This is a genomic window from Pseudomonas sp. (assembly GCF_050739655.1).
Classification (GTDB): Bacteria; Pseudomonadota; Gammaproteobacteria; order Pseudomonadales; family Pseudomonadaceae; genus Aquipseudomonas.
In genome coordinates, this window is the sequence record NZ_JBOIBY010000531.1 from 1 (window position 1) to 26,748 (window position 26,748).

22 protein-coding genes, 1 tRNA gene and 1 pseudogene are annotated in these 26,748 nt (G+C 57.7%); 16 read left to right on the top strand and 8 right to left on the bottom strand.

Features of this window, described 5'->3' with window-relative positions; all coding sequences use genetic code 11:
- Positions 1–99: 99 nt before the first annotated feature.
- Complete coding sequence (gene uvrB, locus ACRESJ_RS25205) at positions 100–2,115, bottom strand: excinuclease ABC subunit UvrB (protein WP_431760333.1); 2,016 nt, start codon at positions 2,113–2,115, stop codon at positions 100–102.
- A 336-nt stretch (positions 2,116–2,451) separates the two neighbouring features.
- On the opposite strand from uvrB, the gene ACRESJ_RS25210 reads away from it, so the two are divergent.
- The 6 genes from ACRESJ_RS25210 to ACRESJ_RS25235 all read left to right on the top strand — a co-directional run bounded on the left by ACRESJ_RS25210 (position 2,452) and on the right by ACRESJ_RS25235 (position 8,089).
- Positions 2,452–3,648, top strand: coding sequence for an amino acid aminotransferase (locus ACRESJ_RS25210; RefSeq protein ID WP_431760334.1), 1,197 nt, complete (start codon positions 2,452–2,454; stop codon positions 3,646–3,648).
- A 233-nt stretch (positions 3,649–3,881) separates the two neighbouring features.
- Positions 3,882–4,094 carry a hypothetical protein gene (locus ACRESJ_RS25215; protein WP_431760335.1) on the top strand — a complete coding sequence of 71 codons (213 nt, stop codon included), beginning with the start codon at positions 3,882–3,884 and terminating at the stop codon, positions 4,092–4,094.
- 67 nt (positions 4,095–4,161) lie between these two features.
- Positions 4,162–4,237, top strand: a tRNA-Asn gene (locus tag ACRESJ_RS25220).
- A 174-nt stretch (positions 4,238–4,411) separates the two neighbouring features.
- Entirely contained in the window at positions 4,412–5,737 is a 1,326-nt protein-coding gene (locus tag ACRESJ_RS25225) for a tyrosine-type recombinase/integrase (protein WP_431760336.1), read from the top strand.
- A 912-nt stretch (positions 5,738–6,649) separates the two neighbouring features.
- Complete coding sequence (locus ACRESJ_RS25230; protein ID WP_431760337.1) at positions 6,650–7,630, top strand: integrase domain-containing protein; 981 nt, start codon at positions 6,650–6,652, stop codon at positions 7,628–7,630.
- A gap of 36 nt (positions 7,631–7,666) precedes the next feature.
- A complete protein-coding gene (locus ACRESJ_RS25235) occupies positions 7,667–8,089 on the top strand; it encodes a phospholipase D-like domain-containing protein (protein WP_431760338.1) in 423 nt (140 codons plus the stop codon).
- A gap of 233 nt (positions 8,090–8,322) precedes the next feature.
- Here the strand turns inward: ACRESJ_RS25235 and ACRESJ_RS25240 are convergent, their stop codons facing one another.
- From ACRESJ_RS25240 to ACRESJ_RS25255, 4 genes are all read right to left on the bottom strand, one after another.
- Positions 8,323–9,639 (bottom strand): MFS transporter, encoded by a 1,317-nt coding sequence (locus ACRESJ_RS25240; RefSeq protein WP_431760339.1) that lies wholly within the window; start codon positions 9,637–9,639, stop codon positions 8,323–8,325.
- Positions 9,640–9,737: 98 nt separating this feature from the next.
- Positions 9,738–10,874, bottom strand: a complete 1,137-nt coding sequence (locus tag ACRESJ_RS25245) for a M20 aminoacylase family protein (RefSeq protein WP_431760352.1) — start codon at positions 10,872–10,874, stop codon at positions 9,738–9,740.
- Between the two features lie 434 nt (positions 10,875–11,308).
- A complete protein-coding gene (locus ACRESJ_RS25250; protein WP_431760353.1) occupies positions 11,309–12,127 on the bottom strand; it encodes an alpha/beta hydrolase in 819 nt (272 codons plus the stop codon).
- Positions 12,128–12,286: 159 nt separating this feature from the next.
- Positions 12,287–13,180, bottom strand: a complete 894-nt coding sequence (locus tag ACRESJ_RS25255) for a LysR family transcriptional regulator (protein ID WP_431760340.1) — start codon at positions 13,178–13,180, stop codon at positions 12,287–12,289.
- Positions 13,181–13,285: 105 nt separating this feature from the next.
- Between ACRESJ_RS25255 and ACRESJ_RS25260 the strand changes: the two genes are divergently transcribed.
- The 6 genes and pseudogenes from ACRESJ_RS25260 (at position 13,286) to ACRESJ_RS25285 (ending at position 18,340) form a co-directional block, all read left to right on the top strand.
- On the top strand, positions 13,286–13,951 hold the full coding sequence (locus ACRESJ_RS25260; protein ID WP_431760341.1) for an RraA family protein: 666 nt from the start codon (positions 13,286–13,288) through the stop codon (positions 13,949–13,951).
- Positions 13,951–14,613, top strand: a complete 663-nt coding sequence (locus ACRESJ_RS25265; protein WP_431760342.1) for an RraA family protein — start codon at positions 13,951–13,953, stop codon at positions 14,611–14,613. Before ACRESJ_RS25260 ends, ACRESJ_RS25265 begins: the two co-directional genes overlap by 1 nt.
- On the top strand, positions 14,613–15,251 hold the full coding sequence (locus tag ACRESJ_RS25270; protein WP_431760343.1) for an RraA family protein: 639 nt from the start codon (positions 14,613–14,615) through the stop codon (positions 15,249–15,251). The genes ACRESJ_RS25265 and ACRESJ_RS25270 overlap by 1 nt, the downstream gene beginning before the upstream one ends.
- The gene (locus ACRESJ_RS25275) at positions 15,248–16,462 is read left to right on the top strand and encodes a pyridoxal phosphate-dependent aminotransferase (RefSeq protein ID WP_431760344.1); all 1,215 of its coding nucleotides are present in this window, start codon (positions 15,248–15,250) and stop codon (positions 16,460–16,462) included. Before ACRESJ_RS25270 ends, ACRESJ_RS25275 begins: the two co-directional genes overlap by 4 nt.
- Before the next feature lie 281 nt (positions 16,463–16,743).
- A pseudogene (locus ACRESJ_RS25280) lies at positions 16,744–16,848 on the top strand (hypothetical protein); the annotation flags it as partial.
- A 184-nt stretch (positions 16,849–17,032) separates the two neighbouring features.
- Entirely contained in the window at positions 17,033–18,340 is a 1,308-nt protein-coding gene (locus tag ACRESJ_RS25285) for an OprD family porin (RefSeq protein WP_431760345.1), read from the top strand.
- Between the two features lie 244 nt (positions 18,341–18,584).
- Here ACRESJ_RS25285 and ACRESJ_RS25290 read toward each other — a convergent pair whose 3' ends face one another.
- The 3 genes from ACRESJ_RS25290 to ACRESJ_RS25300 form a co-directional block, all read right to left on the bottom strand.
- On the bottom strand, positions 18,585–19,580 hold the full coding sequence (locus tag ACRESJ_RS25290) for an AraC family transcriptional regulator (RefSeq protein WP_431760346.1): 996 nt from the start codon (positions 19,578–19,580) through the stop codon (positions 18,585–18,587).
- A gap of 1 nt (position 19,581) precedes the next feature.
- The gene (locus tag ACRESJ_RS25295) at positions 19,582–20,595 is read right to left on the bottom strand and encodes an AraC family transcriptional regulator (RefSeq protein ID WP_431760347.1); all 1,014 of its coding nucleotides are present in this window, start codon (positions 20,593–20,595) and stop codon (positions 19,582–19,584) included.
- Positions 20,596–20,854: 259 nt separating this feature from the next.
- Positions 20,855–22,105, bottom strand: coding sequence for an OprD family porin (locus ACRESJ_RS25300; protein ID WP_431760348.1), 1,251 nt, complete (start codon positions 22,103–22,105; stop codon positions 20,855–20,857).
- A gap of 361 nt (positions 22,106–22,466) precedes the next feature.
- On the opposite strand from ACRESJ_RS25300, the gene antA reads away from it, so the two are divergent.
- From antA to ACRESJ_RS25320, 4 genes are all read left to right on the top strand, one after another.
- A complete protein-coding gene (gene antA, locus ACRESJ_RS25305; RefSeq protein ID WP_431760349.1) occupies positions 22,467–23,870 on the top strand; it encodes an anthranilate 1,2-dioxygenase large subunit in 1,404 nt (467 codons plus the stop codon).
- Between the two features lie 2 nt (positions 23,871–23,872).
- Positions 23,873–24,364 carry an anthranilate 1,2-dioxygenase small subunit gene (gene antB, locus ACRESJ_RS25310; RefSeq protein ID WP_224535581.1) on the top strand — a complete coding sequence of 164 codons (492 nt, stop codon included), beginning with the start codon at positions 23,873–23,875 and terminating at the stop codon, positions 24,362–24,364.
- Positions 24,365–24,383: 19 nt separating this feature from the next.
- A complete protein-coding gene (gene antC / locus ACRESJ_RS25315; protein WP_431760350.1) occupies positions 24,384–25,406 on the top strand; it encodes an anthranilate 1,2-dioxygenase electron transfer component AntC in 1,023 nt (340 codons plus the stop codon).
- Positions 25,407–25,509: 103 nt separating this feature from the next.
- On the top strand, positions 25,510–26,670 hold the full coding sequence (locus ACRESJ_RS25320) for an ABC transporter substrate-binding protein (RefSeq protein WP_431760351.1): 1,161 nt from the start codon (positions 25,510–25,512) through the stop codon (positions 26,668–26,670).
- Positions 26,671–26,748: the final 78 nt, after the last annotated feature.

A 26,748-nucleotide genomic window follows, 5' to 3' on the forward strand; every position in this document is an offset into this window, starting at 1 on the left:
GCCGCAGGCTGCGATCTTTTGATCTTGCTTTTAAAAGCCAAAGTCAAAAGATCGCAGCCTGCGGCAGCTCCTACAGGGAAATTGCCGAACCAGCCAGGTTCAGACTGTAATCAGCCGCTCCCGCAACTTGGCAATTTCATCGCGCATCTGCGCCGCAGCTTCGAACTCCAGATCCCGAGCGAGCTGATACATCTTCTCTTCCAGAGCCTTGATGCGCTTGGTGATTTCGCCTGGCGAGCGCAGTTCGGCTTCGTACTTGGCGCTTTCCTCTGCCGCCTTGGCCATGCCCTTGCGCTTCTTGCTGCGCGAGCCTGGCACGGTGGCGCCTTCCATGATGTCGGCAACGTCCTTGACCACGCCTTTGGGGATGATGCCATTGGCCTCGTTGAAGGCGATCTGCTTGTCGCGACGGCGCTCGGTCTCACCAATCGCCCGCTCCATGGAGCCGGTTATCCGGTCGGCATACAGAATTGCCCGACCATTGAGGTTACGCGCCGCACGGCCGATGGTCTGGATCAACGAGCGCTCGGAACGCAGGAAGCCTTCCTTGTCCGCATCGAGAATCGCTACCAGCGATACTTCCGGCATGTCCAGACCTTCGCGCAGCAAGTTGATGCCCACCAGCACGTCGAAAGTACCGAGACGCAAATCGCGAATGATCTCGACCCGCTCCACGGTGTCGATGTCCGAGTGCAGGTAGCGCACCCGCACGCCGTGGTCAGCCAGGTAGTCGGTCAAGTCCTCGGCCATGCGCTTGGTCAGCGTGGTCACCAGCACCCGCTCCTCCAGTGCCACGCGCTTGGTGATTTCCGAGAGCAGGTCGTCGACCTGGGTCAGCGCCGGGCGGATCTCGATTTGCGGATCGACCAGCCCGGTCGGGCGCACCACCATATCGATGATACGGCCGGCGTGTTCGGCCTCGTAGTTACCCGGCGTCGCCGAGACGAAAATCGTCTGCGGGCTCACCCCTTCCCACTCGTCAAACCGCATGGGCCGGTTGTCCAGCGCTGAAGGCAGGCGGAAACCGTATTCCACCAGTGTCTCTTTACGGGAGCGGTCGCCTTTATACATGGCGCCGACCTGAGGCACGCTGACGTGGGATTCGTCGATCACCAGCAAGGCGTCGGCGGGCAGATAGTCGTAGAGCGTCGGCGGAGCTGCGCCAGCCGGGCGCCCGGACAGATAGCGCGAGTAGTTTTCGATACCGTTGCAATAACCCAGTTCGAGGATCATCTCCAGGTCGAAGCGCGTGCGCTGCTCCAGACGCTGGGCCTCCACCAGTTTGTTATTGGAACGCAGGTATTCCAGGCGCTCCTGCAGTTCAACCTTGATGCCTTCAACGGCATCGAGCAGGGTTTCCCTCGGCGTGACGTAGTGGCTCTTTGGATAAAAGGTGAAGCGCGGCAGTTTGCGCAACACTTCGCCTGTCAGCGGATCGAACGCCGAAATGTTTTCCACCTCGTCATCGAACAGTTCGATGCGGATCGCCTCAAAATCAGATTCCGCCGGGTGGATATCGATTACATCGCCACGCACGCGGAAGGTCGCACGGGCGAATTCCATGTCGTTGCGGGTGTATTGCAAGTCGGCGAGGCGACGCAGCAGTGCCCGCTGATCGAGCTTGTCGCCGCGATCCACGTGCAACACCATTTTCAGATAGGTTTCCGGGCTGCCCAGACCGTAGATGCAGGACACCGTGGTGACGATGATAGCGTCCTTGCGTTCCAGCAAAGCTTTGGTCGCCGAAAGGCGCATCTGTTCGATGTGGTCGTTGATCGAAGCGTCTTTCTCAATGAAGGTGTCCGAGGATGGGACGTACGCTTCCGGCTGGTAGTAGTCGTAGTAGGAAACGAAGTACTCGACGGCATTGTTCGGGAAGAATGCCTTGAACTCGCCGTACAGCTGCGCGGCAAGGGTCTTGTTCGGCGCCAGCACCAGGGTTGGACGCTGCACCTGGGCGATCACGTTGGCGATGCTGAAGGTCTTGCCCGAGCCGGTCACACCGAGCAACGTCTGGTGCGCCAGCCCGGCTTCGATGCCCTCGACCATCAGGCGAATGGCTTCCGGTTGATCGCCGGCGGGCTCGAAGCGGGTGACTAGCTGGAATTCAGACATGTAAAACCTCTGGGATCACTCTTGCCGGCAAACCGACACGAACGAGAAAGACCACAAACGACCGATGTCGCCCGAGGGAAAAAACTGGATTGTGCTGGATGTGGAGCCGATTGCCATCGCTTTCAAGGCAAACGTCCTACATCCCATGAAGTCTTTGACGACGCCATTCGACTAACGGTCGAAAAATAATCTGAAAAACTTACCGTAAAAGCCGATTCGTCTGTCGCCATCAATCGCAGATGGCCTCTATACTAGCTCCCCGTTTGTGCACCGCTCTAGTGCATTCGGCTGGAGCGCGACACGTCCCTCCATTCTCCATTCAGAGCCGCCGCAAAAATGAGCCTGTTCTCCGCTGTCGAAATGGCACCACGCGATCCAATCCTGGGCCTCAACGAAGCATTCAACGCCGATACCCGTACCGACAAGGTCAACCTGGGAGTGGGTGTTTATTGCAACGAGGAGGGGCGAATTCCACTCCTGCGCGCCGTTGTCGAAGCCGAAACCATTCGCGTTGCTCAACATGCTTCCCGCGGCTACCTGCCAATCGACGGCATTGCTGCCTACGACCAGGCCGTGCAAAAGCTGCTGTTCGGCAATGATTCGCCGCTGATCGCCGCTGGCCGCGTGATCACCACCCAGGCCGTGGGCGGTACCGGCGCACTGAAAATCGGTGCCGACTTCCTCAAGCAACTGCTGCCGAACGCCGTTGTGGCCATCAGCGACCCGAGCTGGGAGAACCACCGCGCGCTGTTCGAAACCGCTGGCTTCCCGGTGCAGAACTATCGCTACTACGACGCCGCGACCCACGACGTAAACCGTGCTGGCCTGCTGGAAGACTTGAATGCGCTGCCAAACGGCTCGATCGTCGTGCTGCACGCTTGCTGCCACAACCCGACCGGCGTGGACCTGAGCCCGGCGGATTGGAACAACGTCCTGCAAGCCGTTAAAGCCAAAGGCCACGTGCCGTTCCTCGACATGGCCTACCAGGGCTTCGGCGAAGGCATCGACGAAGACGCCGCTGCCGTGCGTCTGTTCGCTGAATCCGGCCTGACCTTCTTCGTGTCCAGCTCGTTCTCCAAATCGTTCTCGCTGTATGGCGAGCGGGTGGGTGCCCTGTCGATCGTCAGCGAATCGAAAGAAGAAAGCGCGCGCGTACTGTCGCAAGTCAAACGCGTGATCCGCACCAACTACTCCAACCCGCCAACCCACGGTGCAAGCATCGTCGCCGCTGTCCTGAACAGCCCGCAACTGCGTGCCCAGTGGGAAGCGGAACTGGCGGAAATGCGCCTGCGCATCAAGGGCATGCGTACCCAGATGGTCGACCTGCTGGCGAAAAACGCCCCGCAGCGCGACTTCAGCTTCGTTGGTCGTCAGTGCGGCATGTTCTCCTACTCCGGCCTGAGCGTTGAACAGGTTCACCGCCTGCGCAACGAGTTCGGCATCTACGCCCTGGACACCGGCCGCATCTGCGTGGCGGCCTTGAACCAGAGCAACATCAAGGTCGTGACGGATGCGATTGTTCAAGTCATCTGATTTCACCTTGAAATGAAAAACGGGAAGCCACTGGCTTCCCGTTTTTTTATAGCCTCAGATAATTCCCGACGAACTGACCGAGCGCTCTAAACTCTACACAAATCCATTGTGGGAGCGAGCCTGCTCGCGATAGCGGTCCGTCTGTGACGTTGATGCAGGATGTGCCGCCGCCATCGCGAGCAGGCTCGCTCCCACAGGTTTTATGCATAGCCGAAGACCTTATGAGAACCCACATGAAAAACGATAACCTGCGCGCCGACCGCGATGACCGCGACGATCTGGACGACTTCATCCCCCGCGCCCCAGCCAAACGCGGTAACAGCAGCCTGGTGATGCAAGTGGCTGCCGGCGTGTTTCTCGGCGGATTGGCCCTTTGGTTGGTGCAACTGGCAGCTACTGCGCTATATGCCAAACTGATGATGGGCACACTGACATTCGGTGGCTGAGTCGCCATATGCGAAAGTTTTCGCCAATGCTTGACTTCCCCTTTTTAATCAGTAAGATACGCGCCATTCCGCGATAGCTCAGTTGGTAGAGCAAGTGACTGTTAATCACTGGGTCCCTGGTTCGAGTCCAGGTCGTGGAGCCAGACAAGGTTCCAGAGAAGGCTTCCAAAATCTCTGAAACCCCCGAAAAACCCGCCTTCTGGCGGGTTTTTTTTGTTTTGGCGTTCTGTCGGATTCTGGCGAATTCTGGTGGATACCAACCGTTTTAAGGGTAGAGTTTGGGGTAGAAGGTCAGTTCGATAAAAGGGAGTACCCTTATGTCGCGCACCACTGCTCCACTTTCCGATTCCGCTTGCCGTTCAGCCAAGCCCACAGACCGCGCCTACAAGCTTTTCGACGGCGACGGCCTTTACCTTCTAGTCCAACCCAATGGCCGCAAAGGCTGGCGTCTCAGATACGTCAAACCTGATGGCCGGGAAGGACTGACCTCATTCGGCAACTACCCCATCGTTGGTCTCGCCGATGCGCGCCGCAAACGCTTGGAGGTCAAGCGAATGCTGGCGGATGGCATTGATCCCATCGGAGCCAAGACCCAAGCCAAGACGCGAGCCATGATTATAGGCCGCACCTTTGAAAGCGTTGCCCTCGGCTGGCACACGGAAATGTCAGCCAACTGGGCACCGGACTATTCCAAGACAGTGATGAGTCGCCTCAAAACTCACCTCTTCCCGCTGATCGGCGCCCGCGCCATTGTCGACCTCGATACCCACGACCTTATGCGACCCCTGGAAGCGATTAAGAAGCGCGGAACGATAGACATTGCTTTAAGGGTACAAAACTACCTGCAGAGCATCATGCGCGAGGCAAAGCGACTCCGGCTTATCGCCGTAAACCCTGCTTACGACCTCGAAGGCTCGATCAAAGCCCCGAGAGTCGTCCACCGCCCTGCTTTACCCTTATCGCGCCTGCCTGAGTTGCAGGAACGGATCGTCACCTATAAAAAAGGCCGCGCACTTACCCGGCTGACGGTCTTGCTGTCACTGCACGTGTTTGTACGCTCCAGCGAGCTTCGCTTCGCTCGCTGGAGCGAGTTCGACCTCAAGCGTGGCGTCTGGGAAATCCCGGACACGCGGCCAGCGTTGGAAGGCGTACCCTTTTCCACAAGGGGTACGAAGATGGCAGGCGATATCCATCTTGTACCCTTATCGCCGCAAGCGGTCGCCCTGCTCGAGCAGATCCACGCACTCACAGGCAGATTTGACTTGGTCTTCGCAGGCGACACCAACTCCTGGAAACCGATGTCCGAAAACACTGTGAACAGCGCGCTTCGGAAGATGGGGTACAACACCAAAACTGAAATCTGCGGGCATGGGTTTCGTTCGATGGCCTGCAGCGCATTGATCGAGTCGGGCTTGTGGTCGGATACAGCCATCGAGCGGCAGATGAGCCACAAGGAACGCAACAACGTCCGAGCGGCCTACATCCACAAGGCCGAGTTCATCGAGGAGCGCAGGCTGCTCATGAACTGGTGGAGTCGCTACCTTGAGGCTAATCAGCAGGAGCATGTCAGCCCACGCGAATTCGCCAACCAAGCAGGTACGAACGTCAAGCGACTAAAAGCAAAACATGGCGCAACCGAGTAAGCGATCGGTCTTCATATCTCAGTAATCCGCTTGTCCACGCGGGTCCATCCAAACAGGGCTGCAAAGCCGCCCTGCCTGGATGGACCTCACTTAAAAAATATTAAAGCCCCCCGCAATCGTCTTTTGGAAACCACGGACTTACATAGACGGCTAATGTCATTTTCAGCCGCGGAATTCTCGGAAATTCGAGCCTTGACCCTGCCGATCCGTGGGCGTAGAAAAGACCGTGCAAGCGCTGTCGTTGACAGCAACCCAGGTAGCCAGAACCTTTAAGGCTACGCCACTCCGCGGTGGTTCTCCCCCAAGTGCGATTAGCGTCCGGCGGCTCGCACAGTCACAGCAATGTGATGGATGCCTACTTCTCAGCTTTGCCTACTGCGGCAAAATCCACCCCAACCCGGCTGCCCTGCAGCAACCTATCCGCTTGGCCATTTCACTGCGCCAACCTGCGTCCGTCTCTTTCGTCCGGAAAGAGACGGACGCTCCTACCGCTGCTGCAGCCCAACTCGTACAAGGCTTTGCGGCATTTCCCCTCGTGACAATCGGCGTGACAAACACCGAAGTCACCAGCAACAGCGATGCAGATGATGGTGCCGCAGCCCATGGAATGGACTGCACCTGGCTGACAGTCAGGCACGCCCCGGTCATCGCATCCCTGCCTTCACCTGACTCAGGATCTCGCGGTATTGGTCTCGTCAGCCAGCGCAGCCTCCACCCGCCCACTTCTTCGGAAGTGTTCAGGAGGCCAGATCATGAGATGCCCAAGCTCTTGGCCGTAAGGAGCCGCCTGTCCCGCGTTAGTGGACAACCCTCACAGGTCGCAGGGGCCTTGATCCCTGATAGCACTCAACATCCATGGCGGGATGACGTGGGGAAAGTTTCAAGAGATTTGGCTTTAAGAGGAGCTTGATCATGGCATTGATCGGTAGACGGGACGGGCGAAATTTTGGATGGGGCCGGCAACTGAGTTATGCCGGGCCACAGGCATTGAAAGACATGTTCGGCGGCGGACACTACGGCACGGTCAAGGCGCACAGTGATCGCTGGCAGGCTTTCGTGCGCTGGTGTCAGTCGGAGGCTGGGCCGGGCTTTAACGATGCGCGAAAAATTGGTCGGCAGAACTTGCTGGACTACGCAGGACATCTGCGCCAGCAAGTCGAACAAGGAGCTATCGGCATCGCCACCGCGCAAAATCGGTTATCCAGCGTGAACCGGACCATGGCGGCGCTTCGCGGTGATCAGTATGTAAAAGTGCCGAGCCCGAGCAAGGCACTGGGAATGCGGCGCACCACCGTCCGCACCGTGGCCCCCCAAGGCCAAGATCGCGAACACGTGAAGCAGATCGTCGAGGTGCTTTGCGAACACCAGCAGCCGCGCGCTGCGGCCATCGCGCAGTTGGCGCGAGCCACCGGCATGCGCTTACGCGAGGCCATTTTGGCCGACCTTCCGCGCTTGCAACGTGAGGCTGAAAAACTCGGCAAGATCAACATTCAGGAGGGCACCAAAGGTGGTCGCTCTGGCGCGTCGGCGCCTCGCTGGATTACGGTAGATGAGCATATTCGTGACGCGCTAAGGTATGCCGAACAGGTCTCGCCCGACGGAAGCCGCAACCTGCTTGCACCGCGCGAAAGCTACCTTGATTTCCAACGGGGAATCGTCCGCCCCGCACGGGAGGTCCTCCATACACACAACCTCAAAGGCTTCCACGAATTGCGGGCGGCCTATGCGTGCGAACGCTATGAGCAAATCACCCATTATCCCGCGCCCATCAACGGTGGCCGTTGCTATCAGCTCGACCGACGGATAGATCGGGATGCCCGAGCACAAATCAGCTACGAATTGGGGCACGGCCGTATCGACGTGGTATTGGCTTACATTGGTGGTCGGACATGAGCAAGCCTCTCGATATGGAGCTTTTCCGAGCGATTCATGTCTGAGATTGCTTCTTTCCGAGCCAAGCTGAAGAACTTGGTGATATTGCTGGATGACCCGGAAGTCACTGAAATTGCGATCAACGGCCCGGGCAATGTCTGGGCAGGGTATCGCGGTCAGCGGCTCATGAAACCGGTGCCGATCGAGGGGGTGACAGTTCCGCTGACTACCTCTCTCGGTGAGGTAATCGCCGCGCACACCGGGCAGCAGGTTGATTCGAATGCCATCCATCACGACAAACTCATGGTGGTTGATGGCATGACGGTTGAAACAGGCAGTTTCAACTTCACCGCTGCGGCGGCCAAGAGCAACAGCGAGAACGCTTTAGTGGTCTGGAATGATCCGGCGCTCGCTGAAACCTACTTGAACCATTGGCAAAGCCGCTGGTATCAAGGGATAGCCTTCAAGGCGAAATACTGAGAGGGGACTACACATGGCAAAACAGGACGCCATCCATACCAACTCTATGTTCGGCTGTATGCGGAGTGGGAATCCCAGGAACGAGATGGGTTCGTGATTGCCACAACGGACAGATCTTGGGTCGAGTTCGGCGCGGCGACTTCCGATGAAGTTCTGAAGCTTTATATTACACCGGATATCGTCGCAGCCGAATACAAATCTAAGCATATCTAGGTTGTTGTCAGATATCAAAACTAACGCTTAAGCTCCTTACCATTTGTTTCGGAAATATATAGCAGAGCAAAAGTTGAGATAATGGTTGCGCCCATCACGTACCACGCAGGTGTAGCAGCGTCGCCAGTGACGCTTATCAGCCAAGTGACAATGAATTGAGTCGCCCCACCAAAAACTGTAACGCTCACCGCATAGGCAATTGACATCCCTAAAGCGCGAACCCTGCTTGGGAAAATCTCTGGAATGGCACTAAAAATCGCCGCGCCGCTAATAGCCGTCATGGCCGCCATAAGTGCGGTTACCCAGAGTAAGTTCAGCAAGCTGGTGTAATTAATCAATAACCAAAACGCTGGATAGATAGACAACACCAAAATCACACGAGGCCATAGCATAACGGGCTTGCGACCATAACGATCCGACAACCAGCCCCCCAAGAGCGCGAAGATCAGCAGCATCAATCCTTGGGTGACCGTGGCTGCCATCCCAATAGCAGGCGGCAGTTTTAGCGTAGTGATCGCGTACGTGGTCATATAGTTGGTCACATAGGTCGCTACAGTCGTTCCCATGAGAATCATCAACGCTATCGTAATAGGTTTAACGTAGCGAGTTATCTTAATCTTCGCGTCGTCTTCCAAGCGATTACTGTCCGGCTGCGTCAATGTTTCTGGCATATGCTGCCGCAAATAGAGTGCAATAGGGATTAGCAATAGCCCAAACACGAACGGGACGCGCCAGCCCCAATTTTGCATCTGCTCTGGCGATAGTGACACGGTCAGCAGCAGACCAATCGTACCGGCGAGCAGCACTCCGATTCCTTGGCTAGCGAATTGCCAACTACCATAGAGGCCGCGCTTCTTGGTGGGTGCAATCTCAATCAGGTAAGCGGTAGAAGGACCAACCTCACCACCAAGAGCAAATCCTTGCACCAAGCGACAAACCACAATGATGATGGGGGCGGCAATACCGATGCTGTCATATGAAGGTGTGAGTGCCAGGCCCATCGTACCGATGGTTATTAGCATAATTGTCAATAACATCGCAGGCTTACGGCCAGCACGGTCTGCGAAAGCACCAATCAGGAAGCCACCAATGGGGCGCGTGATGAATCCAACACCAAATACCGCTAACGTCATCAACAAACTCGCCAATGGCGAGGATGCCGGAAAGAAGGCCTTAGCGATGTAAATCGCAAAGAACGCATATGTTAGAAAGTCAAAAAACTCGAGAGCGTTTCCTGCCACTGTTGCAGCCACAATGCGGAAAGGAACGCGTTCGCTCGTCGCGGTAACGACTGGCCCATCAGAAATCTGTATCGCCGATTGGTATGAGGTAGTCATGGATGCTCTTCTTTTTGTTGTTGTCAGTTAGATCTTTATCAGTCCGGTAACGAACGACTGATTAACTTTTTGAAGATGACGATCTAATTAAATCGTCTCTACTCGTCAGTCAAATAAGTTTCAACCAACCGCGTCCAGTAAGCTGCGCCAATCAGAACGTTGTCGTCGTTGAAGTCGAAATTCGGATTGTGCAACATACAAGAATTCGCGCCATCTCCATTGCCTATCAACAGGTAGCAACCAGGACGCTCCTCAAGCATGAAGGAAAAGTCCTCGCTGGTTGTAAGGGGGGGAGCCTGTAGCGTGACCTTGTCATCCCCCAACAACTCGATTCCAACTCGACGCGCAAACTCGGTCTCCGCGCTACTATTCACCAATAATGAGTAGCCACGTTGGTAGTCAACTTCTGCGGTAACACCAAAACTTTGCGCCTGAGCGTGAGCTAATTCGGTGATGCGTCGCTCAAGTAACTCTCGAACATCGACATCTAGAGCGCGTACGCTAAGCTCTAGTCTTGCCCGCTGCGGGATTACATTGTTTGCGTGTCCTGCCTGCAACACACCGACTGTAATGACTGCGGTCTGAAGGGGTTCAACGTTGCGGGCAACGATCGTCTGAAGCGCCATTACTAAACTGGCGGCCGCAACTACAGGGTCAGCAGCTTTATGCGGCATCGCACCATGGCCACCCTGACCGTTGAGTGTTATGGATACTTTGTCGGACGAGGCCATCAGCGCGCCCTCCCTGAACACCAGTTGGCCTTGAGGCCAACCTGGCATGGTGTGCATGGCAAATATCGCATCGCATGGATATTTGTCGAACAGACCGTCCTTCATCATGCGCTTCGCGCCACTATCGGGCGGCCCATACTCCTCTGCTGGCTGGAAGATCAGGTTTAATGTTCCCGAAAAGCACTTCCTCTCTGCCAGCACTTTTGCCGCCGCCAACAGCATCGCAGTGTGACCATCATGTCCGCAGGCATGCATGACTCCTGTGTTACGACTTGCGTATTTAAGCCCCGTTTCTTCTTCTATAGGCAGCGCATCCATGTCTGCGCGCAGGCCTATTGTGTGCGTGCCTTCACCTACTCGCAGCTGCCCGACAACCCCGGTCCCACCTAGACCGCGCTCGACCTGATAACCCCAAGCTTGAAGCCTTTCGGCGACCAATTCGCTGGTTCGGTGCTCTTGGTAGGACAGTTCCGGGTTGTGGTGGATGTCACGTCGGATGCCCATGAATTCTTCGGCGTGAGGACGCACAGCTTGTAGGGTGGCTGCGCGAGAGTTGGCTCTTTTAATCGAGTTCACATTGAATCCTTATTGAAAGGGGTGACGTTTACCGGGCGAGGTCAGCCGGGTCGTGTTCTGTGAGCGAGCGGTTCCCCAAATGGATCGCGTACGCTGATGCGCTAGTCAGGCGGATCGTCCTAAAGTTCGAACTTGGCGACTGCTGAGATGTAGTGCCTGCTCAGCTTGAGCTTTTCTCTGACATGAAGAACAGCTACTGGGCACAGGCGAAATTCAATCCGAGCAGGGCTGCCATGAAGGTGGCGGCTCGTGAAACGCAGCATGCCCCCTCATCCTAAATACCAAAGAAAACGCAGTCTTAATCCTGGTCTCGATACTTGATCAGGCTCCTTTGAATACGAGAGCCTTCAAGACATCCGACTTCAACTGGGATGACTGTTTCTCTGAAAATCGGCGATCTGTTTCCACATCTCGATCGGATTGGAGTACATGGGGAAGTGTCCGCAGGCCGGAATCTGCGCCAGCCGGACGCCTTCAGCCTGGATATGCGGCAGATAGGACAGTGATGCGTTCTGCTCGCCGTACATAAACATTCGGGGGCATCTCAATCTGAGGAATTTACCCATCAGGTCGGAGTTATCGGAGAGGTCGACCATCGACTGAAAAATCCCTCGAACTGCACCGGCACGAACCTTGTGCTTCAAGCTCGCGGAATAGAGCGCACTGGCATAGGCAGGGGCGTGCCGGGCACGTTCGATGAAGGCCGTGAAAAACGACTCAGGATCGTTGCTCGGATAGTCGATGATCTGCCGGCTGAGGAAGCAGTCTTCCGGGGCGATATTGCCCTCGATGTCGACGAAACTGAGCACCCGGTCGGGGAACTGATGGGCCAGTATCAGCGCGGTCAGTCCCCCCATGGAGTGGCCGACCAAATGGAAGCGTTCAATGTCGAAATGCTCCAGCACCTTCAGCGCCGTCTGCATCAGAAAGGGTATGGAAATTCTGGAAAGGTCACTGCACTGGCTTTCACCGCAACCCGGTGCGTCATAGGCGACGAACGGATGACCGGCGAACGCAGCCCGCTGCACGATGTCGGCGTAATCTTCTTTGGTTGAACCAAAACCATGCAGGAACACTATTGGCGCCAGAGCGCCGCCTCGGTGAATGGCGGCGACGTTCAGTTGGACACCCTCCACCGTCAGAGGGAGTTGCACATGAGTGAACGTATCTGGTGAGGGCACGTTATTGACTCCTTGAGCGAAAAGGTTGCGCCGGGCCAGGTTTGCCGGCAGCCAGGCACTCAATTTCAAGGGAATCGCGTGTTCTGTAAATTCCTAATTCGGGAAAGCTTCCATACGCTAAACCTATCAACACATGGTCGCGTACAGCCCATGGTCAGCTCACGCTTTATCACGGAATCGCGCAATGACTTCCTCGATTAGCGGATTGGGCCGGTCCGCATTCCATGCCACCGCAGTAGTCACAACATTGAGCTTCTGGCTCAACGGTCGAAACACCACGTTGTCGGGTGCCAGCTTTTTCAGCGACGCCGGCACCAGTGCGATACCTTGGCCATAGCTGACAAAGGCGATTTGCGAGGCAACGGAGCGCACTTCATGCAGCACACGAGGGGAAAAACCGCTGGCCCGGCAGGTCGCAATCAAATTGTCGAAGTACACCGGGCTGACCTTTCGGGAAAACATTACCAAGGGTTCGTTAGACAGACTGGACAGACTGATTTGTGTGCGCGAGGCCAAGGGGTGATCACTGGGCAGGGCCACCACCAGGCGATCCTCCAACAGCGGCAGTGACTTGATCGAGGCCCCCAGGTCACCGTCCAGCCGGGCGAAGGCCAGGTCGATGTCCCCGGCTTCCAGCGCCGGGACGGCTTCGACGCTGTCGATTTCCCGCACGGACACGGTGAGGTGCGGGTAATCGCTCTTCAGTTGCTCGATCAAACCCGGCAAGACATCGAACATGGCCGTGGAAATCGCGCCAATGGTCAACATCCCCGACTGCCCTGCCACCGCCTCCTCTACGGCCAGTTCCAGGCGCTCCAGTTGCTCGGCGAATTTGCGCACGGCAGGCAGGATCGCCGCTCCTACCGGAGTTAGTTTCGCCCCGCGTCGCGAGCGATCAAACAATTTGACCTTGAGCGCCTGCTCCAGCACCTGAATCTGCTCGCTTAGCGGTGGCTGGGACATGCCCAAACGCTTGGCTGCACGGCCGAAATTCTGCTCTTCGGCAACGGCCAGGAACAACCAGAGGTGACGAATCAAACGAAAATTGATCATGGCTAATCCATAGGTTTAACGTATCTAACGTTTCTGTGATTAGTAATATACCTATCAAATTGTCTCACCGACACTGGGCACCTCCGTCACCACAGGGGCTCGCCCATGACTAATAAGAGTTTGCTGGATCGCTTGGCGGCGCTGGACACCAATACGGTCTCCGATGCGCTCGACTTCCTCGGCCTGCCGGGTGCCACAGTGGGGCTACGCCCATTGTGGAACTGCCCAAAAATCGTCGGCCGCGCCAGCACCGTGCTACTGGCTCCCAAATCCGACAACGTCCCCACTGTGCACCTGATTACCCCCGTGGTTGAACAGATCAACAGCGACGATCGTGTGCTGGTGATCGCTGGCGGTATCGAGGGCATTTCCTGCTGGGGCGACATCCTCGCCAATGCGGCGGCCGGCAAAAACGTACGAGGCACAGTGATCGACGGTTTCAGTCGCGACATCGACGGCAGCGAAGCGATTGGCTACCCGGTTTACGGCCGTGGAGTGACCATGATCAGTGCCCGCAATCGGGTCGTACAGATCGATGCGGCCGTGACAATCAATGTAGTCGGCATCGACGTCAGCGAGGATGACTATGTGATCGCTGATACCTGCGGCACGGTGTTCGTGCCCCAAGCTGAAATCGAGAAGGTACTCGACCTTGGCGAGCGTATCGCCCAGCGCCAGGACGGCATGGTGGCGGCTGTTCGTAGCGGGCGCTCGGTAGCCGAGGTGATGCATGACAGCCAATTCGAAGCGATCCGCGTGGAGCACGCCTGATGAATCTTGAAGACAAAGAACTTGTCGCCTTGTTTGAAGGCTTGGACACCCCTGGTGTCTCTGATGCGCTGGACAAACTCGGCCTGCCCGGTCAATGCCTCGGCATAGCGCCGCTGGACAATTACAGTAAGGTCATCGTCGGACCGGCGTTCACCGTGCAGTACGTCTCGGCCAGCGTACCTCCTGGTACCGTGGGCGATTTCATCGAAGACGTGGCGCCTGGGGACGTGGTAGTCATCGACAACGGCGGCCGCACCGACTGCACCGTCTGGGGCGACATCATGACCCAGTATGCCGGTACGCGACAGATCGCTGCCACGGTCATCGACGGTGTTTGCCGTGACGTGAACAAAGCACTGGGCGATGGCTACCCGATTTTCAGCCAAGGCCGATTCATGCGCACCGGCAAAGACCGCGTGCAGGTTCAGTCGGTCAACCAGCCGGTGTCCATCGGTACGGCGCGGGTCTGTGCTCGCGACATTGTGGTGGCCGACGCCAATGGCGTGGTGATTGTTCCTCGCGACCGTGCTGCTGAAGTCGCGACGGTTGCCCGACAAATCGAGTCGGTCGAAGCCGACATTCGCGCCCTGATCGCTCAAGGCAAAACCCTTAAAGAAGCCCGGGCCGCCCTGGGTTACCACAACCTGCAGAGGAAAATCTGATGACCACGCTCCCCCTTCCCCTGGATTTTCACGAGCGGGCAAAAGTGCTGGGTAGCTCAACACTCTATGAAGCTTCCCAGCTACCCTGCGCGGTCGACAGCGCGATCCGCCCGATCTGGGACGGTGCCTTCATCGCCGCCCCTGCCTACCCCTTGGAATGTTCGCCGGGTGACAACCTGGCTCTGCATCTGGCCATGGAACGTGTGCCCCGTGGCAGCGTGCTGGTGGTGGGCACGGGTAGCTTCATCGCCGGTTACTGGGGCGAAGTGCTCACCGTGGCGGCTGAAGCGGCTGGCGTGGTCGGCCTGGTGATCGATGGTGGCGTACGCGATATCGCGGCCCTGAAGAAACGCCAGTTCCCGGTATTTGCCCGCGGCATCTCGGTCAAAGGCACGGTCAAGGCCAGTGCACCCTCGGTGGGGCAAGCGTTCAGTTTCAACGGCGCTTTTGTGGCCCCGGGCGATTTGGTGGTGGCCGACGACGATGGGGTGATCATCATTCCCAAGGAGGATGTGGCACGTACCCTGGCCGAAGGCGAGGCGCGCGCAAACAAGGAAGCGCAGATGATGCAGGCTTTGACCGAAGGCAGCTCGACCCTGGAACTGATGAACCTGACGGAGTGGAGAGCCCGCGCATGAGCGCCGATATCCAGCGGTTGAACCAGCGCCTGGCCAGTGCGCAGCCTTCCGCGACCTACCGAATCATGGATCGGGTGGCAGAGCGCCGGGCACAAGGCGCGAAGATTATTTCCCTGTGCGCTGGCGAGCCCGACTTCGATACACCCAAGCATGTGCGCGAGGCGGCGATTGCCGCCATCGAGCACGGCCACACCCGCTACACCCAGGTCGCCGGTGTACGTGCACTGCGAGAAGCGGTGGCCTCCAAATTCTGCCGCGAGAACGGCCTGGATGTCACCTGGCAAGACACCCTCGTTTGCAACGGTGGTAAACAGGTGATCTACAACGCCTTAGCCGCGACCCTTAATGAAGGTGACCAGGTCATCGTGCCGGCGCCGTACTGGGTCAGTTACCCGGAGATGGTTCAACTGTGCGGCGGTGAAGCCCGGATCGTTACCTGCGATGCCAATACCGGTTTCAAGCTGACACCCTCGACCCTGGCCGCGGCGATCACTCCGCAAACCCGCTGGTTGATCCTCAATTCCCCGTCCAATCCGACCGGCGCGGTGTACAGCCGGGCTGAGCTGTACGCCCTGGCTGAGGTGCTGTTGGCTCATCCCCACGTACTGATTCTGGCCGATGACATCTATGAACACCTGATCTTCGACGATCAAGCGTTCCATACCCTGGCCCAGGTTGAACCCCGGCTGGCACCACGAACCCTGACCATGAACGGTGTGTCCAAGGCCTATGCCATGACCGGCTGGCGCATCGGATTTGCAACGGGGCCGCGCTGGCTGCTGGAGGCCATGGAAAAATTGCAAGGTCAGCAGACCTCGGGGGCCAGCTCGATCTCGCAACAGGCTGCCCTCGTGGCTCTGGAGGGTCCGAAGGACTTCATCCGCGAAAGCCGGGCCGCGTTCCAGGCTCGTCGCGATCTTATGGTGAAGCTTCTGAACGCCACACCGGGTCTTGAATGCGTCACTCCAGCCGGGGCGTTTTACGCGTTCGCCTCCTGTGCGGGGCTGATCGGCCGTACCTCACCAGGAGGTCGAGTGCTGCACACCGACGAAGATGTCGCCCACGCTTTGCTCGACGAAGCGGATGTGGCCGTGGTGCAGGGCAGCGCGTTTGGCCTTGGCCCTTACATTCGCATTGCCTATGCCCTGGATGACGCTTCATTGCGCCAGGCCTGCGAAGCGATTCGCAAGTTCTGTAGCGCTGTGCATTAGTTCTTAGGTATCGAGCAGGGTCATCCGCCGGCTTATCGTATCCAGTATCGAGAGCAATCCAAGTTGCCCCCATTGTGTCTTCGGCAGAGCCTGATATATCTGTACCCCCGAGCCTCATCATTCTTGTCCTGCGATAAAGGAGGTCAAAATAGTTTTGGTGAAAGTTTCAATTTAAAGATGTGGGTGTTAACTCATTCTATCGAAATGAGTGAATTGTTTTCTACTCTGCCCACCAATGGACTTTTTCGGTTCACGCTAGTTCTCTGAGTTTGGTCAGTGTCTATGGCGGCAAAGGCCACAGCGGTGCCGGTGCTATCGACTTCTTCAAACAAGGCGACAGCGGCAACGCGGCTCAGGACCTGTCCAAGGTCGATGGTGCTGTCAAATCCCAGTAGGGGGCGAGATATCGTCGATATCTCGCTTTCAGCAGGAGATTCAGAATAGGAAGATCACGCCATTTATCGGGCTAGTAAAAATTAACTATCTTTCGGCCCTTCGTGTGCATTGCATTGACCTATAAGACTTTTGTATTGCTTCTTATATTTTAAAATAAAAAACGGAGCGTTATAAGTGAGCAGAAAAAAATTTGCTGCAACTTTGGTGTTTCTCAGTATCGCCCTGAGTGCCCAAGCGTATGCTGACTTCATAAGTGATAGCAAAGCCAGCTTGGGAATGAGAAATTTCTACTTCAATAACGACAACCGCGATGGCACTGCTGCCCCTTCGAAAACCGAAGAGTGGGCGCAGGGTTTCATACTGGACTTCAAATCGGGCTATACCGATGGCATGGTTGGCTTTGGTGTCGATGGCCTGGGGTTGCTGGGAGTTACCCTGGACAGCGGCAAAGGACGACACGTTGGCAGCACCATGATGCCCTCGAACAGTGACAACCGGGCCGTCGACGAGTGGAGCCGGCTGGGGCTGACCGGAAAAGTCAAAATGTCGAAAACTGAACTTCGCTACGGTACCTTGATTCCGAAACTTCCAATTCTGGTTGCCAACGATGGGCGCGTGCTTCCACAAACCTTTGAGGGTGGTCAAATCACCACGAGCGAGTTCAAGGCGCTGACCTTGACTGGTGGTAGGATCGAACATGCAACAGGACGTGGTTCGAGCGATCAGACGGGGTTGGCCGTTGCTGGTGGTACGCGTGAAAGCAATCAGTTTGACTTCGCCGGGGGCGATTGGAACGTCACCAAGGATCTGACAGCTCAGTACTACTACGCCAACCTCGATAACTACTATACGCAGCATTTTTTGGGATTAATTCACACCCTTGCCCTATCGGACAATCAGTCCCTTAAAACCGACCTGCGCTACTTCAAAACTGACTCGTCAGGTGAAAATAGCTCCGGTACGTCAGGCTACAGAATGAGTGGCTACTCCCAAAACGGTGATGGCGAGATCGACAACCGTACCTGGAGTGCCGCGCTGATTTACACACTGGGTGGCCACGCGATTACTGCGGGGTACCAAAGCGTGTCGGACGGCAGCAACTTCACTCAACTCAATCAGGGCAGCCTGGTAGACAAGGGCGCCGGTGGAGCAAGCCTGTACCTGTATACGGATCGCCTGATCCAAAGCTTCACCCGCGCAGGCGAGCGCACAGCTTTCGGTCAGTACGCTTACGACTTCGCCGCTCTGGGTGTCCCTGGCTTGAAAGCCTCGGTCATGTACCTTTCCGGTGATCATATCAAGACGACATCCGGCGACAACCAGAAGGAATGGGAAAGAGACATCAGTCTGGACTACGTCCTTCAGTCGGGGGCGCTCCAAGGAGTTGGGTTCGGCTGGCGTAACGGCAAGTCCAACAGCGAAGCGGCTCGTAACGTAGATCTGAACCGAGTTTTTGTAAGCTATAGCATTCCGCTTCTCTAACTAGTGCCCTGTGTGGCTACTGTGGGGATAGAAAGTCCTCGCAGCCCTGGTTATGGTATGGGCAGGCCAACCCCTCCAATTCGCATAAAATACGGGCTTTATTAGGATAATCGTAGGGATAGAAATTCTATAAATCAGCATAATTTCATTGTAAAATAGGTGGTTATGCTTCTATTCGATTCCAGGTCGTGGAGCCAAATACAAAAAACCGCCTTCTGGCGGTTTTTTCGTTTCCGGGTTTCGCTCATGCCTGAGACTTCACCGTCTGCTTGGGCAACTCACCAAACCGCTGTCGATAGTAATTGGCAAATCGCCCCACATGCCCAAACCCGAACTCCAGCGCCACCTCCGTCACACTGGAGTGTGGCCGCGCCAGCAAGTAATCCCGAGCGGCTTCAAGCCGTAACCCGCGCAAACGGCCCATCGGGCTTTGACCGTATTCGCGCTGGCATAACGTGTTCAAGCTGCGCACGCTCACCCCGGCGACAATCGCCAGTTCAGCCAGGGTGATGCCCTGTGCAAGGTGTTCGCGCATACAGGTGTCGATTTTTTGCAGTTGGCGGGTGGGCTGTCGCGGCGAAGGCGAGTCTTGTTGCGCAACGCCACAATGGCTGAGCAGAAACAGCGGCAGGCTTTGCTCCAGATGTTGTAACCAGCGCGAAGGTGATGCGCTCGCCTCGCCTTCGGGCAAGTGCTCCAGCAACTCGCTGACCAGACGAAACCAACGCGTCGCCAATGGGCGTTGCAGACGGCTGACCGGCGCCAACGTGAAGCCCGACGGTAAGTCATCGGCCAGCGCTCTCTGGCTGGCATCGAGCAATGCCCGTGGCAGTTTGAGGATCAGTTGCTCACAGCCCTCCTCCCACACCACTCGCGCTTGCTCGCGGGGGGATAGAATCGCCACTTCTCCGGGGCTGACACCAAAGCCCATGCCGTCCGACTCCAGGGTGGCATTGCCGCGCAGCGGCATCTGTACCAGCACGAAATCTTCGAAAGGCTGCGGCCGGATTTCTACCTGGCCACCGTAGCGCAGCGCATATAGCTCGCAGCTGGCGACCTGGCCGCGATAGAACGCGGTATCGACGCCGCCCCGTGGCCAATCCAGCTCATGTTCCACCAGCGCCTGCCCCATTAACCGCTGGGTTTCCTGCGCCGAGCGGCTGGTGAAAACCGGCTCGCGGCACATCAACGATAGGTTCAGGCCCACGCTGTTGGCGGTGACCGCATGCAAGGTCGTCATCTCACAACGACCGGTTGCGACGGGCTTCGCTGCGTTGCAAGGTCGCGCTGGGTGTTTCGTTGAACAGCTTGCGATATTCGCTGGCAAACCGGCCCAAATGCGAGAAGCCCCAGCACATCGCGATCACCGAGATGTTGCGCACCGACGCGTCTTCGAGGATGACCTGGCGCACGGCGCTGAGGCGAAATTTCTTCAGGTAGGCCATGGGCGAGACGCCGAAGTGCTTGCGAAAGCCTTCGAACAGCTTGAAGCGCGACACACCGGCCGCCGCCTCGATGTCTTCAAGGTGAATGTCTTCGCGGGCGTTGCTTTCGATAAAGTCCTTGGCGCGCACCAGGTAGTACGGCAGCTTGGCGCCCAACTGGTCACGCAGTTCGGCACTATAGTTGTTGGGCTGAGAAAGGATCAGGCCCTTGATCAGCGCGCTTTCTATATCGCGGGTGAAGTACACCTCATTGAACAGGTCATGCCCGCGTTCCAGTTCGTCGATGTAGTAACGGGCCAGCCGCCACCAGGAGGCAGAGGCCCCGTTGACCGCATCCATCACCGGCTCGAACTTCATCGGCACTTCCAGCGGCCGTTGCAGCATGCCTTCCAGGGTCTGGCGCATGGCCATGCGAGTGATCACCACGGAGATCTTGTGGCAATCACCGGCCATGGTCAGTGCCTGGGTTTCATGCGGGGTCACGATCAGGCCCTGATCCTGGCTGGAGTACAGCCGGCGACCATCCTTGAGCAACTCCTGCTCGCCGCGAATCGGCAGGCTGAGGCTGTAGCAATTGAGGTGTTCGGCATCCTCGACGCCGATGGTCACGTCGGTGCCGTATTCCATCCGGCCCAGGGTCGTGGACATGGACTTGAACACATTGGCCTTGTGGTGAAACTGAATCCGGTTCGGCTGGCGGGTCTGCAGTACGTGCGGCCCGCAAATGCTGGCCATCCATGCACGGGCGCCGGCCAGGTCGTAGCGATCTATGCGGATATCTCGAAATTGGACAAGGTTTGGATCGGTCATATCAGTACACCCACGGCAAGGGACATCGACACGCTCTTCGGCGCGTATTTTCATTGAGGTAGCAAGGGCTATGCCCAGCTGGCGCGAACAGGCGATATCCGCATTTTCTGGCTAGTAATCGCAAACTATCTGGATATCGAACGCGTTGTGCGGCACCAACGCGCACAGCAACGGTGCCGAAAGTGGCCGATCCTCGGGCAAAACGCTACCCAAGACGTCACTTCAGCGCACAAACGCGTTCTATTTCAGGGCGAGGGCGTTACCAAAATTTCCAGGTGTAGGTGGTAATCAGGCGGTTCTCGACCCAGTCATTGCCGTGGCTGAATTTGGAGACGACGTTGCCGGCCTCCACGCCTACGCCCTTGAGCGGGCCGCTTTGCACTACGTAAGACAGCACCAGGTCGCGCTCCTGCTCCGCCGCCTCGCTGAGGTTGTCGCCACGGTCGATCGAAGTGCCCTTGAAGTAACGGGTCATGAAATTCAGGCCCGGCACGCCGAGAGCGGCGAAGTCGTAGTCGTAACGAGCCTGCCAGGATTTTTCGTTGGCCTTGATGAACCCTACCCGCGACCAGTTCACCAGGAACGGCTGTGGTACATATCCGCCCAAGGTCGGGAAGTTGCTGTCGCCGAGCATGCGCTGGTAGCCCACGCCGAAACGGTGCCCGCCCTTTTTCAGGCTGGTCATGGCGCCCCAGGAGCGGTTGTCGATGTCACCGTATAGCGCTTGGCCGTCTTCGCTGTTGTTGAAGTAACGCAGATCGGTCTTCAGCCCGTAGCCGTCGCCCAAGTCCGCCAAATGGGTGATACCCAGGTAGTGCTGCTGGTAGATGTCTTCCAGTTGCGCGTAGAAGTAAGTAGCGGACAGCGAGGGGGTGAAGGCGTAGCTGGCACCGGCCAGGTTCATGCCGTCACTGCCGTGGCGCACGCCGGAGCCGGTCTGCAGGTATAGCTTTTCGTAGTTGGAAGAGTTACGCGCACCGATTTCCGTCAGCCGCCCGGCGGTCAATGTCAGGCGGTCGACTTCCTTCGATTCGAGCAAGGCACCGCGATAGGTCGTCACCAGTTGGCGTGAGTCGTCCATGATCACTACCGGCAGCAGCGGCCGCAGTTCACCGACTTTCAGTTCGGTTTTCGAATAGCGCATTTTCAGCGTCACACCGCCACGGCCGTATTCGTCGGCCTGCTCCTGACGGCTTTTGCTGTACGGAATGATGGTGTCATCGCCGCGCCCGCCACCGCCGTCCAGTCGAAAGGCGTACTGGGCTTCTGCATCGAGACCGAACTGCAGCGCACCTTCGGTATAGCCGGAGGCGAAACGCAGGTCGAAGCCCTGGGTCCAACTGCCCACCCGCGATCGGGGCGGGTTGTCCTCCTTGTAATCCCGATCGATGTAAAAGTTGCGGGTGCCCAATGTCAGCTTGCTGTCGCTGACCACATCCGCTTGGGCCAGCAAGGGCGTCAACAGCCCAACAGCTTGAACTCCCCGAACTAACAAATTTTTATGCAACATATTATTTCTTCCCCTGCCTCGTAGTGGGCAACACATAAATGGAAGGCACTTTCGGTACAGAACCAAAGACCATCAGTAATGGCAGTTTCCAGTGACCTGCAGCGAGACACTCTGGTGGTGCTTCGGTTGAAATTAAGCCGTAACAAGTTGGCCAGCGGCTATCCCGTTACTGGAGGACAAATAGCCAATTACTCGGGTGAAAAGCGCAGCACAAGCCAGTGTTTACAGGGGTTTAATCGCCAGCAACCGGCTATCGGTACTTATTTTTCGGATGGGTTTCCACTACTAACCGGATAGACCCTTTCGGCCACCACGTCATTAAATGAAGGCGTGAATTAGCCCATTGGCCGAGGACTGTGAAATGACAACTGCACGAAGTGTCGAACAGTGGAAAAGTTATATAGAAAGTTGCCTGGACTTCCGTCCACAAGACGGTGTTTATCGCATTGCCCGGGATATGTTCACTGACCCGGAACTGTTCGATCTGGAAATGGAACTGATCTTCGAGAAGAACTGGATCTACGCCTGCCACGAAAGCGAGATCGCCAATAATCACGACTTCATGACGATGCGTGCCGGTCGCCAGCCGTTGATCATCACCCGCGACGGTGAAGGTCGACTCAATGCGCTGATCAACGCCTGTCAGCACCGTGGCACCACCCTCACCCGCGTCGGCAAGGGCAATCAGTCGACCTTCACCTGCCCCTTCCACGCCTGGTGCTACAAGAGCGACGGCCGTCTGGTGAAGGTCAAGGCGCCGGGCGAATATCCCGAAGGCTTCGACAAGGCAACCCGTGGCCTGAAAAAGGCCCGCATCGAAAGCTACAACGGCTTTGTATTCGTCAGCCTCAATGTGGACGGCACCGACACCCTGGAAGACTTCCTCGGTGATGCCAAAGTGTTCTTCGACATGATGGTGGCGCAGTCGCCCACCGGACAGCTCGAAGTGCTGCCGGGCAAGTCGGCCTACACCTACGACGGCAACTGGAAGCTGCAGAACGAGAACGGTCTGGACGGCTATCACGTCAGCACCGTGCACTACAACTACGTGGCCACCGTACAGCACCGCCAGCAGGTGAACTCGGAGAAAGGCCTGAGCACCAGCGACACCCTGGACTACAGCAAACTGGGCGCCGGCGACAAGGAAACCGACGACGGCTGGTTCGCCTTCCACAACGGACACAGCGTGCTGTTCAGCGACATGCCTAACCCCGCCGTACGCCCAGGCTACGCCAGCATCATGCCGCGTCTGGTCAAGGAGCATGGCCAGGGCAAGGCCGAGTGGATGATGCACCGCCTGCGCAACCTCAACGTCTACCCGAGCATGTTCTTCCTCGACCAGATCAGCTCGCAGCTGCGGATCATCCGCCCGCTGGCCTGGAACAAGACCGAGATCAACAGCTTTTGCCTGGGTGTGGTCGGCGAGTCGGATGCCGATCGGGAAAACCGCATTCGTCAGTTCGAAGACTTCTTCAACGTGTCCGGCATGGGCACCCCCGATGACCTGGTGGAATTCCGTGAAGCCCAGCGTGGTTTCCAAGCCCGCCTGGAACGCTGGAGCGACATATCCCGAGGCGAAGGCAAGTGGGTCGAAGGCCCCACCCGCAACAGCGAAACCATCGGCATCTCTCCGGCCCTGACCGGTACCGAGTTCACCCACGAAGGCCTGTACGTCAACCAGCACGCCAACTGGCAGCGCTTCCTGCTCGAAGGCCTGGCGCGCAAGGCGGCCGAAGAACAACCGTTGAAACTGCGTGAGGTGTGAACATGAATTCGCAACTGCAATACCGCGTCGAACAATTTCTCTACCGCAACGCCGAGGCCTGCGATGCCCAGGACTGGGACAGCTACCTGGACATGTTCAGCGATGACAGCGAGTTCCACCTGCCGCAATGGGATTCGGAACACGTCTACACCACCGACCCGAAAAAAGGCATGTCGCTGATCTACTACCCCAATCGCGGCGGCCTGGAAGACCGGGTGTTCCGCATTCGCACCGGCAAGGCTGCCTCGACCATCCCGATGCCGCGCACCCTGCACCTGATCAGCAACGTGCGCATCGCGCCGCTGGCGGACGATGAGCTGGAGGTGCGCGTCAACTGGAGCACCCAGTACTACCGCATGCAGACCGCCGAGCAGTTCTTCGGCCGCGCCACCTACCGCCTGCGGCCTGACGGCGAGAGCTGGAAGATCGCCCGCAAACACGTGGTGCTGCTCAACGACACGATCAATTCCGTGCTCGATTTTTACCATCTCTGAACCCCGCGGAATAACGCTCATGACGTACAAGGTCGCCTTCAGTTTCGCCGACGGCAAAACACTCTTCTGCAATGTGCAGAACAACGAAATCCTGCTCGACGCGGCCCTGCGCAGCGGGATCAAAATTCCGCTCGACTGCCGCGAAGGGGTTTGCGCGACCTGCCAGGGCCGCTGCGAATCCGGAAAATACACCCAGGACTACGTGGACGATGAAGCGCTGTCGGCCAGCGATCTGACCGAGCGCAAGATCCTGACCTGCCAGACCCGCGTGCAGTCGGACGCCGCCTTCTACTTCGACTTCGATTCGAGCCTCTGCGGCAGCAGCGGCCCGAGCAGCCTGCAAGGCACCGTGAGCGAGGTGCGCCAGGTCTCGCCGACCACCGCCATCGTCCATGTGGAAGTGGGTGATGCGGGCGCGGCGCTGGATTACCTGCCGGGTCAGTACGCCCGCCTGCAAGTACCGGGCACCGAGCATCGGCGCTCGTATTCCTTCGCCTGCGCGCCGGGCAGCAGCAACCTGCAGTTTCTCATCCGCCTGCTACCCAACGGCGTGATGACCGACTACGTGCGCGATCGCTGCAAGGTCGGTGATGTGATCCACATGGAAGCGCCGCTGGGTGCTTTCTACCTGCGCCACATCGATCGCCCGTTGGTGATGGTGGCCGGTGGCACCGGGTTGTCGGCATTTCTCGGGATGCTCGACCAGATCGCCGAACGCGGTGGCTGCGGTCACCCGGTCCACCTGTATTACGGCGTGCGCGAAGCCGAGGACTTGTGCGAGGTCTCACGCATCGAGGCGTACGCCGAGCGAATTCCAGGGTTCCGTTTCACGCCGGTGGTCAGCAACGCAAACCCCGACTGGCCGGGCAAGACCGGCTACATCGCCGAGCACCTGGAGTTGGCCGAGCTGCGTGACCAGCCTGTCGACCTGTACCTGTGTGGCCCGCCGCCGATGGTCGAGTCGATCAAGGACTGGCGCCAGCAGCATGGCCTGGATCAAAGCCGCCTTTACCTGGAGAAATTCACCGAAAGCAACAGCTGATGCAGCACCCCATAACAACAATCAATCGGCCCGTCCGAATACTGAACACTGCCCTCATCGATATCCACCGTGCGTTGGCACGACCTACTCAATAGGCCGCCTCATGAAAAACCTGGTATTGCGTGCATGTCTGGCAACCTCCCTCTGCGCAGCAACCGCTGCTCAGGCCACGGAGCCTGTCCGAATCGGCTTCATCACCACCCTCTCCACGCCCGCCGGCTACCTTGGGGAAGACTCGCGCGACGGCTTCCAGCTGGCGATTGATCAGGAAGGTGGCAAGCTCGGCGGCGTGCCGGTGCAGCTGATCGTCGAAGATGACGGCCTGCAACCGGCCAAGGCCAAACAGATCGCCGATCGCATGAGCCTGGATGGCATCTCGCTGTACACCGGGGTGATTTTTTCCAACGTGCTGGCGGCCGTGATCAACACCGCCACCAAGGACGGTTTCTACGTCAGCAACAACACCGCCCCCTCGACCCTGGCCGGTGAAAAATGCATGGCCAACTACTTCGTCGGCTCCTACCAGAACGACACCCCGCACGAAATGGCCGGTGTCGCCGCCAATGAGCTGGGCTACAAGAAGATGGTGATCCTGGCGCCCAACTATCAGGGCGGCCGTGACGCACTGGCCGGCTTCAAGCGCACCTTCAAGGGCGAAGTGACCGAGATCTACACCAAGCTCAACCAGCTGGATTTCTCGGTGGAACTGGCGCGCGTGCGGGCGCTGGCACCGGATGCGATCTTCCAGTTCCACCCCGGTGGTGGCGGCATCAACTTCGCCAAGCAATACGGCGGCTCGGGCCTCTCGGCGCAAATCCCAATGGTGGTGCCGGTGTTCTCCATGGATGAACGCATGCTCGCCGCCACCGGCGACGTAGCCAAAGGCACCAACATCGTCACCCTGTGGAACCCGCAATCGGACAACCCGGCCAACCAGGCCTTCGTCAAAGCCTTCACCGAGAAATACAAGCGCGTCCCGACTGTGTATGCCGCCCAGACCTACGACACGGCGCGGCTGATCGGCGCTGCCCTGAAAACCTCCCAAGGCAATCTCAAAGACCAGGCGGCCTTCCGCTCGGCCATGAAGAACGTCAAGTTCGATTCCATCCGCGGCGATTTCAGCTTCGCCCAAAACCAGCACCCGGTGATCGACTGGTACCTGCTGCAAGTGCAGGCCGGTGCCGACGGCAAGCTGGTGGAAGTGCCGATCAAGACCCTGGCGACGCGCCACGTCGACAGCTACGCCGCTCAGTGCTCGATCTGACCGACATGTAGGAGCGAGCTTGCTCGCGAAAAACGTTAACGATGACGCGAGCATCCTGAATGGTCGCGGCGTCTACAG

Coding starts and splice junctions, on each gene's coding strand:
- ACRESJ_RS25295 (WP_431760347.1), bottom strand. CDS start 20,595: ATGACCGATCCAAACCTTGTCCAATTTCGAGATATCCGCATAGATCGC.
- ACRESJ_RS25215 (WP_431760335.1), top strand. CDS start 3,882: ATGAAAAACGATAACCTGCGCGCCGACCGCGATGACCGCGACGATCTG.
- ACRESJ_RS25255 (WP_431760340.1), bottom strand. CDS start 13,180: ATGATCAATTTTCGTTTGATTCGTCACCTCTGGTTGTTCCTGGCCGTT.
- ACRESJ_RS25225 (WP_431760336.1), top strand. CDS start 4,412: ATGTCGCGCACCACTGCTCCACTTTCCGATTCCGCTTGCCGTTCAGCC.
- ACRESJ_RS25265 (WP_431760342.1), top strand. CDS start 13,951: ATGAATCTTGAAGACAAAGAACTTGTCGCCTTGTTTGAAGGCTTGGAC.
- ACRESJ_RS25240 (WP_431760339.1), bottom strand. CDS start 9,639: ATGACTACCTCATACCAATCGGCGATACAGATTTCTGATGGGCCAGTC.
- ACRESJ_RS25230 (WP_431760337.1), top strand. CDS start 6,650: ATGGCATTGATCGGTAGACGGGACGGGCGAAATTTTGGATGGGGCCGG.
- uvrB (WP_431760333.1), bottom strand. CDS start 2,115: ATGTCTGAATTCCAGCTAGTCACCCGCTTCGAGCCCGCCGGCGATCAA.
- ACRESJ_RS25275 (WP_431760344.1), top strand. CDS start 15,248: ATGAGCGCCGATATCCAGCGGTTGAACCAGCGCCTGGCCAGTGCGCAG.
- ACRESJ_RS25300 (WP_431760348.1), bottom strand. CDS start 22,105: ATGTTGCATAAAAATTTGTTAGTTCGGGGAGTTCAAGCTGTTGGGCTG.
- ACRESJ_RS25245 (WP_431760352.1), bottom strand. CDS start 10,874: ATGGGCATCCGACGTGACATCCACCACAACCCGGAACTGTCCTACCAA.
- ACRESJ_RS25320 (WP_431760351.1), top strand. CDS start 25,510: ATGAAAAACCTGGTATTGCGTGCATGTCTGGCAACCTCCCTCTGCGCA.
- antA (WP_431760349.1), top strand. CDS start 22,467: ATGACAACTGCACGAAGTGTCGAACAGTGGAAAAGTTATATAGAAAGT.
- ACRESJ_RS25235 (WP_431760338.1), top strand. CDS start 7,667: ATGTCTGAGATTGCTTCTTTCCGAGCCAAGCTGAAGAACTTGGTGATA.
- antB (WP_224535581.1), top strand. CDS start 23,873: ATGAATTCGCAACTGCAATACCGCGTCGAACAATTTCTCTACCGCAAC.
- ACRESJ_RS25270 (WP_431760343.1), top strand. CDS start 14,613: ATGACCACGCTCCCCCTTCCCCTGGATTTTCACGAGCGGGCAAAAGTG.
- ACRESJ_RS25210 (WP_431760334.1), top strand. CDS start 2,452: ATGAGCCTGTTCTCCGCTGTCGAAATGGCACCACGCGATCCAATCCTG.
- ACRESJ_RS25260 (WP_431760341.1), top strand. CDS start 13,286: ATGACTAATAAGAGTTTGCTGGATCGCTTGGCGGCGCTGGACACCAAT.
- antC (WP_431760350.1), top strand. CDS start 24,384: ATGACGTACAAGGTCGCCTTCAGTTTCGCCGACGGCAAAACACTCTTC.
- ACRESJ_RS25290 (WP_431760346.1), bottom strand. CDS start 19,580: ATGACGACCTTGCATGCGGTCACCGCCAACAGCGTGGGCCTGAACCTA.